Raw genomic sequence first — 11030 nt, forward strand, 5'->3', positions numbered from 1 at the left:
TCAGGTGAGCTTCAGTTCTTCTTCGCCTGCTCACGCACTCGTTCTTCCTGCTCGCGCAATTGCGGTGTGAACTCGGCCCCGAAGTCTTCCGCCTCGTACACCTGACGAATCTCGATCTCGGCCTCTGTACCCGGCATGGGGTTGGGGCAGCGCTTGACCCACTCGATCGCTTCCTCTTTCGATTTCACCTGCCACAGCCAATAGCCGGCGATCAGCTCCTTGGTTGCGGCGAACGGGCCGTCGATCACCGTGCGCTGGTCACCCGAGAAGCGCACGCGGGCGCCTTTGCTGCTGGGCTGCAGGCCGTCGCAATCGATGAGGATGCCGGCCTTGGCCAGTTCCTCGTTGAAATTGCCCATCGCGGTCATCAGTTCTTCGCTGGGCATCACACCGGCCTCGGAATCCGGGCTGGCTTTCACAATGATCATGAATCGCATGGTTTTGGTCTCCGCTGGATTTGAGTGACTCACTTCTTGGTCGAATGGCAGTCGCCTGAATCGACACTACCTCTAAAAAAGACCGCAAAAGGGGCAGATTTGTTACCTGTGTAAGTGCCCCCATTCCCTTAAATAGCACCTTGATTTAAATCCCCACCGATAACTATGTACCGCACCCGACTGCGGCTCCATCGACATGCTGTGCCCTACAGACAAGGAGTGACTGTATGGCACAACAAACACATTACGATGGAACGTCAGGAAGTGTTGTCATCAGGTCGGGACCACCCGCTTCGAGTGGTGGCTCTGGCGGCGGTTTTGATGGCGGCGGAGGGGTTTCAGGCGGATTCGGTAAAACCAGCAAGAAAAGGCAAAAGGCCCGCAGGCGGGCCATAGAAGCTGATCGTCAGAAGAAGGAAAAAGAGCGCGCGCAGGCCGAGGCCAAAGCGCAAACCGAGGCGGCTCAAGCACAGGCAGCCGCAGCGCAAGCTCGGGCTCTTCACCAGTTTCTGGCGGGGCTGGCGCAGCGTCATGACGCTATCAGGGGTGAGGTGGACCGTCGTTTTGCCGACAGGGCCGGGCAACTCGCGCCATCTCTTGAACAAGAAATCTCGGCTGCACGACGGCCGCCCAACAGCGATTCGACCGAACGCTGGCAGCTTTACCTGATCACCAAAGAAAAAAACGAAATCGATGGGCTCATCGCCCGCAAAACCACCGAGCTTAATGCCAGGAGCGCAGTCGCCCGTTCATTTGATGGTCATGATCCATTCATCCGCACTTCGAACGATTACCTGACGCGACTGGGGCAGTTCGGCCAGGCACTCAACGACGGCCACCAGATCTGGGAAAACGCCTACAACGCGGCCCACGAAGCTCGACTGCTATCCACACAGATAAGCGCACTCACAGACAAATCCAGCGCGCTGGCCAGACGTCATGCCGAGCAGACGATTGTCTGGCGCGAAAGAGAAGCGGTCTGGGAGGCCCAACGCCAGTACGCCAAGCAGCGTGAAGCTCGAGTTCGCTTCAAGCAGCAGGCTGATGAAGATGCACGGGTTGAGCGGGTCAGGCAGGCCAACACGCTGACAGTCCCGCTGTCTTCGCTGACCGCTGGTGGGATGGCTTTGACGCGCGATGGCATATTCGTTGCGCAGCAAGGCGCTGCAGTGCTTGAAATGGCTATCCAGTCTGCCGTCAATACCCTCATCGATTTCGGGCGGATTGCCGCAAAAACGGGACCGGTGTTCGTCACCGCGATGGTGTATTCGCCAGCCCTTGGTGATGGTGAGTTGAGCGCTGAGCAACGTCGGCGTTTGTTTCAGGCTGTCGGGGTGCCGGCGCAAGCGCTGGGCCTTACTGACCGCCAAGCGTTGCAATCGATCGCCGATGCGGGCGGTTCAGCGGAGGTCGCATACCGACTCAAACCTGAAACCGTGCCGGAAGGCACCGCGATTATCGCTGTCGCTACGGGCGATGCCATTGGTGCTGATGTGCCGGTCATCAATGCGGTGCCTGACCCGCTGACCGGCCTCTATAGCGCCGAGATTCCCGGATCGCCAGCCAGGCACCTGCAATTCGCCCCGGACACCACTCAGGTTGCCACTGCCAGTCAGCCCGGGCTGAGCGTGTTGACACCCCAGGTCGAGGCCATTGGGACGGGTGTCGATCTGCGTATCAGCGATTGCATTGTGTGTGTGCCTGATCAGCCGCCGATTTACTTCACCTTCAATTTGCCGCCGATAGGCTCGGGCGTCGTCACAGGGGTCGGTAAACCGGCGGCGAATGACTGGTGGAAAACCGCGAGCCAGGCACAAGGTGCTGCCATTCCCGTGCAGATAGGCGACCAGTTTCGTGGTCGTGAATTCAATTCGCTTGCCGCCTTCGACGAAGCGCTATGGCGAACGCTCGGCGAGCATCCGGCGCTCATCGCTCAGTTCGATGAGGTGAACAAAAAGCGCATCGAACAAGGCTTCGCGCCGTACGCGCCGAAAAGTACCTGGGTCGGTGAGCGACGCGAGTTCGAACTGCGTTATCAGGAGCGGGCGGAGTTCGGCGCCAATCCTTTCAACCTCGACAAAATCAGCATCACCACGCCGCAAAGCATCCAGGGACGGCTGGGGATCACTCCTGCGGTCTTGCCCTGGCCGATTCGTCCGGTCGGCGTCGGAACCTGGACACCCCTGGTGCCGCCGGGTATCGAACACCTCGGTCCTACAACCTCACCGGCTACACCGTCGATTCCAGCGGTTTATCCCGGCACACCGCTCATCCCGGTCCTACCGCAAAACGAGACGTTTCCGGCTGTTGACGAAGGGCAGATCGGTGCCAGTATTCCTGGGTATCCGGCGGATATGGAGTTGCCTTCGCCGGATGTCCTGTTTCTGGATCGGCGTGACGATCCGGGTGTGGCGATGGGGGTTGGACAGTCGGTTTCAGGAATATGGCTGGGGGATGCGGCACGAGCGGAGGGGGCGCCGATTCCCGAGCAGATTGCGGATAAGTTGCGGTCGATGGAGTTTCGTAATTTCCATGGATTCAGGCGGGCGTTTTGGAGGGCTGTTGCGGCGGATGTGGAACTGAGGGCTCAATTTACGCCTATCGATTTGCACTTGATGAAAATGGGTAAGGCTCCTTTCCCGTTACCAGAAGATAGAAATGGAGGTCGAATTAAATTCGAAATTCATCATCTTGTAGAAGTTGCACAAGGAGGGGCTGTTTACGATATGGATAATTTGGTGGTGATGACGCCTAAACGGCATATTGATTTTCATGGAAAAGGAAATTGATGATGGTTTTTAAAGAGAAGTTTGAAGACTACACCGAGACTGAATTTTTAGAATTTCTGCGCGGGCTTTATGAAGAGAGAGATGATTTGTCCGCTGATGCATTTGATGACTTCATAGTCAAGGGTGTATTGCACTTCGAGGAGGTGACTGAACATCCAGATCGATCTGGTGTGATTTTTCAGCCAAAGAAAGGGTGTGAAAGTACCCCGGAAGACGTGCTGAGGGTCATTAAAGAATGGCGCGCACTCAATAACAAACCCGGCTTCAAGCCAGAGTAACTGCACGCATTCAATTCAAAGGCATCTGCTCATCACACATGAGCAGATGCTGTTATCTGGCAGCCGTTGTATGCCCGAAACAAGGAAGCAACAAAGATGGAACTTAAAACAACACTCAAGGATTACACCGAATCGGAATTCCAGGCCTTGGTGAACAGAATCTGGGCCGTCGATCTGCCGAAACAGGATCACGACCGACTGATCAATCATTTCGACCGCATCGTCGGTGATCCCAAAGGGGCCGACCTGCTGTTTTATCCGCCAGAGGACGATACGAGCACTTATTCATCGGACTCGGTCGTGTACTACGTCAAAGACTGGCACCACAAACAGGGGCGTGCCGCATTAAAAGGGGAGGGCGTTCCTGTTCCTCGTCCGGTTGCTGCAAGACCGGGTGCACCGTTGACCCCGGCGCAGATGACACAGCAACGTATCGCCTGGAACCTGGCTGACGTACAGAAAGTCGCTGTAGATCTGGCGGACTCAGAACGGGTGGCAGAAGCGGCACTCAGTGTATTCGAGCAACAGATCAAACACTTGCGTCAGCGACAGAACGCCCAGGTGGACATCCGTGGGCGCGAGGCGGACATCCGTGCTCTGGAAACTTCTGAATTTGAAACGCGCGTGGCAGCCCGCCGATACGAATTCTGGAAAATGAGCATCGGGTTCAAAAGAGACAGCGCCCGGCGCGAGCTATCCTACGCCCGGTCCGAACTCGCGCAGTGGCAAAGAATCGTCCAGCAGATCAATGCCACTCACGACCGTTATCTGGCGAAGTTGAATGAAATCAATCAACGTCTCCATCGTTTTCAAGTGGATGCCGAAGCGCTGCTGGCGGTTGCGCAAACACAACTCGTTGATCAGCGTTATCAGCAGGGAGCAGGGCCGACCCAGGCGGGCGAGTTGCTTTTTGCGCCACATGCCTTTGCCAATGCGCGACCGGGTATTTTCCTCGATGGCGGCCTTTCGCAACCCTTGGAGACCCATCGGGTAGCACTGCAAAAAGCCATACGCTCGGCGGTGGCGGAGTTTACCTGGCAGATCACCTCGGGAACCCAGGACCATCAAGGTCAATACGCGGCCGTGTTGCAATTCGAATTCTCCAGCCGGGCCGAAGTGGAAAGGTATGGGCTCAGCGTTCCACTGCTCGAGCTGCTGCCGATCGAGGGCCAGTCTTGGCAACACTTGGCCGCGACGGGTGCCGAAGTCGATCTTCCGTTCAGGATGAGCAGCGGCACGTACGCCGTTCCACCAGGGACGATGTCCCGAGGCCTGAGAGAAATAAACACGTTGCTACAGGTCGCCATTACGCCGACTAATGGCAATGTAGTGTCCTCCAGAGTGAGGGTGCGAGCTGCTGTCTGGGATGCGCAGATGAAGACTTACTGCTTCACCGCTGACGGACCGGCCCCGATGATCGTGAGCTGGAGCGCGCCAGCATCCCTTGAAGCCACATCGACCCTGGCGCCGGCCCCCGAGTATCGGCTGGGATTCCTCCGGTCTTCACCTGTGCCCTTGCTGGAGTCGTTTAACGACATGGCTGCGATTCGTTTCGATGACTATGTTGTGGTGTTCCCGCCGGAATCTGGCCTGGACCCGCTTTACATCATGTTCAGAGATCGGAACGAATATCCCGAAATGACCGTTGCTCAAGCAAAGTCCTAGCACTGTCGCTTTCAGCCACCCCGCCAAATAAAGGAATGTTACGGTCTATGCCTGTACTGGAACTTACCACCCTGGTCCCCAATCGTACCCCCGAGCAAGTCCTCGATTTCTGCCTGGAAGGCATCAACTTCCCGAAGATATTTCCAGAGCGAGTCACGCTGTTGAGCGACATTGATTTGAGTAACCTGCGCGTCGAAGCCGGTCGCCAGTTCTGTTTCCGTCACTGGATGTTCAACGTGATCCCGTCGAACTGGACGGTGGTGATCCGCGAGGTCGGTGACACGCATTTCGTCGATGAAATGCTCAAGGGGCCGTTGCGTGCCTTTCGTCATGAACATCGGGTGGCGGCGGGCAAGGGCGGTACGCTGTACACCGACCGTGTGACCTATGCGGCGATTGGCGGCGCACCGTTGGATTGGTTGCTGGTCAATGCCTACATGCGGCGGATTTTCCAAGCGCGGCATCGCAATATGCTTAGATTGCTGGGCTGAAATTCATCTGTAGGAGCGAGGCTTGCCCGCGAAGGCGGTGTGTCAGGCAACATTGATGCAACTGACAGTCCCTCTTCGCGGGCAAGCCTCGCTCCTACAGGGGTTATGTTGTTTGTGAGGTTCGGCAACACAATTTGCTTTGTATTTGGGCATAGGTCGTCAGGCGATTTCGTGGTTAACTTCGGCCTCGTCAAAATTATCTACATCAACGTTCAGAAGGACTCCGTTCATGGCTCAAGTCACTCTTAAAGGCAACCCGGTTCAAGTCAACGGCCAACTGCCACAAGCCGGTTCCCAGGCGCCAGCCTTTTCCCTGGTTGCCGGCAATCTGTCGGACGTGACCCTGGCGAGCTTCGCCGGCAAGCGCAAAGTGCTGAACATCTTCCCAAGCATCGACACCCCGACCTGCGCCACTTCGGTTCGCAAGTTCAATGCCCAGGCCAATGACGTCGCCAACACCGTCGTGCTGTGCATCTCCGCTGACCTGCCGTTCGCCCAGGCTCGTTTCTGCGGCGCCGAAGGCCTGGAAAACGTCCAGAACCTGTCGACCCTGCGCGGTGCCGAGTTCATCGAGAACTACGGCGTTGCCATTGCCGATGGCCCACTCAAAGGCCTGACCGCCCGTGCCGTTGTGGTTCTGGACGAAAACGACAAAGTCCTGCACAGCGAACTGGTCAAGGAAATCGCTGAAGAACCGAACTACGAAGCGGCTCTCGCAGCTCTGAAATAAGCAAACCTTTACAATTGTTAACGGCCTGGCCCTGTCCAGGCCGTTTTCATTTGTGCTTCAGTGTCTTAACCAAACTTCCTGTTACGTAAGCCGAAGGTAAATTGCCGGTAAAGGCGCTTTGCTTCAGACCCGCCAGTGCTTATCGTTCAGCCTCATGTAAAAAAGCCCACGCGCCCAATGGTTGATCACTCAATGCAATCCTCCGCTTCCCGTAATCCCCGTCGCTGGCTGTTTGGCCTGCTTGTCCTGTTGGTCATCGCCGCTGTGTGCTGGAAATTCTGGCCCGGTGGCGCTGCGCCGAAAGAAGGGGCAGGGCAAAAAGCCGTGGCCGGACACACCGGCAGGTCAGGGGGGATGCGTCCGGGGTTCGGCGGGGCGACCGGGCCGGTCCCGGTGCGCGTGGCGCCGGCGGTCAAGGGCGATTTCCCGCTGTATTACAAGGCGCTGGGCACCGTGACCGCGCTGAACACCATCAATGTGCGCAGCCGCGTTGGCGGCGAACTGATCAAGATTTCGTTCGAAGAAGGGCAGATGGTCAAGGCGGGCGACCTGCTGGCCGAGATCGATCCGCGTCCTTACCAGAACGCCTTGCTCCAGGCCGAAGGCACCTTGCTGCAGAATCAGGCGCAGTTGAAGAACGCTCAGGTCGATGTCGAGCGCTATCGCGGCCTGTACCGCGAAGACAGCATCGCCAAGCAAACCCTGGACACCGCCGAAGCACTGGTCGCCCAGTACCAGGGCACGGTCAAGACCAATCAGGCGGCAGTCAACGACGCCAAGCTCAATCTTGAATTCACCAAAATCCGTGCGCCGATCGCCGGGCGCGTGGGCTTGCGTCAGCTGGACGTCGGCAACCTCGTCGCGGCCAATGACACCACGGCGCTGGTGATCATCACCCAGACTCAACCGATCAGCGTCGCATTCACCTTGCCGGAAAACAGCCTCGACGTCGTGCTGGCCCGCTATCGCACCGGTGCCAAACTGCCCGCCGAAGCCTGGGACCGTGGCGATACCAAATTGCAGGCCACTGGCGTGCTGCAGAGCCTGGACAACCAGATCGACGTCACCACCGGCACCCTGAAATTCAAGGCCCGCTACGAGAACCGCGATCAGGCACTGTTCCCCAACCAGTTCGTCAACGTCCACTTGCTGGCCGACACCCTCAAAGGCGTGGTGCTTGCGCCTTCGGCGGCGATCCAGTTCGGCACCAACGGCACGTTCGTCTATGCCATGGACGGAGACAAGAAGGTCGCCATCCGTCAATTGAAAGTCGGCGCCAGTGACGGTGACAACACGGTGATCACTGAAGGCCTGGCCGCTGGCGATCGGGTGGTACTGGAAGGCACCGACCGCCTGAAGGAAGGCAGCGAAGTGGAGGTCGTCAACGACAGCAAGGATGTGCCGACCACTCCGACCGAACACCTGCAAGGCAAGTCGGCCGCCACTGCGCCTGACGCGACGGCCACCGACAAGGTGAAAAAGGGCGGCGCATGAACATCTCGCGGCTGTTCATCCTTCGCCCGGTCGCCACGACCCTGAGCATGCTGGCGATTATTCTGGCCGGTGTGATCGCCTATCGGCTGCTGCCAGTGTCGGCATTGCCCCAGGTGGATTACCCGACCATTCGCGTCATGACGCTCTATCCCGGCGCCAGCCCGGATGTCATGACCAGCGCCGTGACCGCGCCGCTGGAACGTCAGTTCGGGCAGATGCCTGGCCTGACCCAGATGGCGTCCACCAGTTCTGGCGGCGCCTCGGTGCTGACCCTGCGTTTCAGCCTCGACATCAACATGGACGTTGCCGAACAGCAGGTGCAGGCCGCAATCAACGCCGCGACCAATTTGCTGCCCAAGGATTTGCCGGCACCGCCGGTGTACAACAAGGTCAACCCGGCGGACACCCCGGTGCTGACCCTCGCCATCACCTCAAAAACCATGCTGTTGCCCAAACTCAATGATCTGGTCGACACCCGCATGGCGCAAAAAATTGCCCAGATCAGCGGCGTCGGCATGGTCAGCATTGCCGGTGGCCAGCGTCAGGCCGTGCGCATCAAGGTCAATCCCGAGGCCTTGGCGGCCAATGGCCTGAACCTGTCGGACGTGCGCACCCTGATCGGTGCCTCCAACGTCAATCAGCCCAAGGGCAACTTCGATGGCCCGACCCGGGTGTCGATGCTCGACGCCAACGACCAACTGACATCACCCAAGGACTACGCCAACCTGATCCTCGCCTACAGCAATGGCGCGCCGTTGCGGCTCAAGGATGTGGCGCAGATCGTCGACGGCGCCGAGAACGAACGTCTGGCGGCGTGGGCCAATGAAAACCAGGCCGTGCTGCTGAACATCCAGCGTCAGCCCGGCGCCAACGTCATCGAAGTGGTCGACCGGATCAAGGCCTTGCTGCCGAGCATCACCGACAACCTGCCGGCCGGTCTCGAAGTCACCGTGTTGACCGACCGTACCCAGACCATTCGCGCCTCGGTCACCGACGTGCAACACGAATTGCTGATCGCCATCGCACTGGTGGTGATGGTCACGTTCCTGTTCCTGCGGCGAGCCAGCGCCACGATCATTCCGTCGGTGGCTGTGCCACTGTCATTGATCGGCACCTTCGGCGTGATGTACCTCGCAGGCTTTTCGGTCAATAACCTGACCCTGATGGCGCTGACCATCGCCACCGGTTTCGTGGTGGACGATGCGATCGTCATGCTGGAGAACATTTCCCGATATATCGAGGAGGGCGACAGCCCGCTGCAAGCGGCACTCAAGGGCGCCAAGCAGATTGGCTTCACCCTGATTTCCCTGACGCTGTCGCTGATCGCGGTGTTGATTCCGCTGCTGTTCATGGCCGACGTAGTGGGGCGCTTGTTCCGCGAGTTTGCGATCACCCTGGCGGTGGCGATCCTGATTTCACTCGTGGTGTCCCTGACCCTGACGCCAATGATGTGCGCGCGGCTGCTCAAACGTGAACCCAAGGAAGCAGAACAGGGCCGGTTTTACCGCTCCAGTGGCGCCGCAATTGATTGGATGATCGCGGCTTACGGGCGCAAGTTAAAGTGGGTTCTCAAGCACCAACCGCTGACACTGATGGTGGCCATCGGCACACTGGCGTTGACCGTGTTCCTGTACATGGTGGTGCCCAAGGGCTTCTTTCCGGTGCAGGACACCGGGGTGATCCAGGGTATTTCCGAGGCGCCGCAGTCGATTTCCTTTGCGGCGATGAGCGAACGGCAGCAGGAACTGGCCAAGGTGATCCTGGCCGATCCGGCGGTCGAGAGCCTGTCGTCCTACATCGGGGTCGATGGCGACAACTCGACGTTGAACAGTGGCCGGCTGCTGATCAACCTCAAATCCCACAGCAATCGCGACCTGAGTGCCACCGAAGTGATTGCGCGTCTGCAACCGGAACTGGACAAGCTGATCGGCATTCGCCTGTTCATGCAGCCGGTGCAGGACCTGACCATCGAAGACCGGGTCAGCCGCACGCAGTACCAGTTCAGCATGTCGTCGCCGGATTCCGAGTTGCTCAGCCTGTGGAGTGGGCGTCTGGTGGAAGCGCTGGCGCAACGGCCGGAGCTGACCGACGTCGCCAGCGATTTGCAGGACAAGGGCTTGCAGGTGTATCTGGTGATCGACCGTGATGCGGCATCGCGGGTCGGCGTATCGGTGTCGAACATCACCGACGCGCTATACGACGCCTTCGGTCAGCGGCAGATTTCGACCATTTACACCCAGGCCAGCCAATATCGCGTGGTGCTGCAATCGCAGTCCGGCGAGAAGATCGGCCCGGATGCGCTGAACCAGATTCACGTCAAGACCACCGATGGCGGTCAGGTGCGCCTGTCCAGCCTGGCGCATGTCGAGGAGCGTCAGGCGCAACTGGCGATCACTCACATCGGCCAGTTCCCGGCGGTGATGATGTCCTTCAACCTGGCTCCCGGCGTGGCACTGGGGCATGCGGTGGAGATCATCGATCAGGTGCAGAAAGACATCGGCATGCCGATTGGCGTGCAGACCCAGTTCCAGGGCGCGGCCGAAGCGTTCCAGGCGTCGCTGTCGAGCACCTTGCTGCTGATTCTGGCGGCGGTGGTGACCATGTACATCGTGCTCGGCGTGCTCTACGAGAGTTACATTCACCCGATCACCATTCTCTCGACCTTGCCCTCGGCGGCGGTCGGCGCCTTGCTGGCGCTGCTGTTGAGCGGCAATGACCTGGGGATGATCGCGATCATCGGCATCATCTTGCTGATCGGCATCGTGAAAAAGAACGCGATCATGATGATCGACTTCGCGCTCGAGGCGGAACGTAATCAGGGCATGGACCCGGAAACGGCGATCTATCAGGCGGCGCTACTGCGCTTTCGGCCGATTCTGATGACCACCCTGGCGGCGTTGTTCGGTGCCGTGCCATTGATGCTGGCCACCGGTTCCGGCGCGGAACTGCGCCAGCCTTTGGGTCTGGTGATGGTCGGTGGCTTGCTGGTGAGTCAGGTGCTGACGCTGTTTACCACCCCTGTCATCTACTTGTACTTCGATCGGTTGGGACGCCGTTTCGGCAAGTCCGACGCCCAAGAGGTGGCGCTATGACGGCGTCGGGCGGCAAGCTCACAGGTGCATTGGCCCTCACACCCTGTGGGAGCG

8 protein-coding genes are annotated in these 11030 nt (G+C 58.8%); 7 read left to right on the forward strand and 1 reads right to left on the reverse strand.

What is annotated here, in order from left to right:
- Positions 1–11: 11 nt before the first annotated feature.
- Positions 12–437: a YciI family protein gene (locus tag PMI18_RS13945; protein ID WP_007901286.1), complete on the reverse strand. Its 426-nt coding sequence runs from the start codon at positions 435–437 to the stop codon at positions 12–14.
- A gap of 227 nt (positions 438–664) precedes the next feature.
- On the opposite strand from PMI18_RS13945, the gene PMI18_RS13940 reads away from it, so the two are divergent.
- The 7 genes from PMI18_RS13940 to PMI18_RS13910 all read left to right on the forward strand — a co-directional run bounded on the left by PMI18_RS13940 (position 665) and on the right by PMI18_RS13910 (position 10976).
- The gene (locus tag PMI18_RS13940; protein ID WP_007901288.1) at positions 665–3226 is read left to right on the forward strand and encodes an S-type pyocin domain-containing protein; all 2562 of its coding nucleotides are present in this window, start codon (positions 665–667) and stop codon (positions 3224–3226) included.
- Positions 3227–3228: 2 nt separating this feature from the next.
- A complete protein-coding gene (locus tag PMI18_RS13935) occupies positions 3229–3504 on the forward strand; it encodes a bacteriocin immunity protein (protein ID WP_033036493.1) in 276 nt (91 codons plus the stop codon).
- A 96-nt stretch (positions 3505–3600) separates the two neighbouring features.
- Complete coding sequence (locus PMI18_RS13930; RefSeq protein WP_007901292.1) at positions 3601–5169, forward strand: S-type pyocin domain-containing protein; 1569 nt, start codon at positions 3601–3603, stop codon at positions 5167–5169.
- A gap of 47 nt (positions 5170–5216) precedes the next feature.
- Positions 5217–5660, forward strand: a complete 444-nt coding sequence (locus PMI18_RS13925) for an SRPBCC family protein (RefSeq protein WP_007901294.1) — start codon at positions 5217–5219, stop codon at positions 5658–5660.
- A gap of 229 nt (positions 5661–5889) precedes the next feature.
- Positions 5890–6390 carry a thiol peroxidase gene (tpx, locus tag PMI18_RS13920; RefSeq protein WP_007901300.1) on the forward strand — a complete coding sequence of 167 codons (501 nt, stop codon included), beginning with the start codon at positions 5890–5892 and terminating at the stop codon, positions 6388–6390.
- A 177-nt stretch (positions 6391–6567) separates the two neighbouring features.
- Positions 6568–7884: an MdtA/MuxA family multidrug efflux RND transporter periplasmic adaptor subunit gene (locus tag PMI18_RS13915; RefSeq protein ID WP_007901302.1), complete on the forward strand. Its 1317-nt coding sequence runs from the start codon at positions 6568–6570 to the stop codon at positions 7882–7884.
- Positions 7881–10976 carry an MdtB/MuxB family multidrug efflux RND transporter permease subunit gene (locus PMI18_RS13910; RefSeq protein ID WP_007901303.1) on the forward strand — a complete coding sequence of 1032 codons (3096 nt, stop codon included), beginning with the start codon at positions 7881–7883 and terminating at the stop codon, positions 10974–10976. Before PMI18_RS13915 ends, PMI18_RS13910 begins: the two co-directional genes overlap by 4 nt.
- The last annotated feature ends 54 nt before the right edge of the window (positions 10977–11030 follow it).

Source organism: Pseudomonas sp. GM102, assembly GCF_000282555.1.
Taxonomy (GTDB): domain Bacteria; phylum Pseudomonadota; class Gammaproteobacteria; order Pseudomonadales; family Pseudomonadaceae; genus Aquipseudomonas.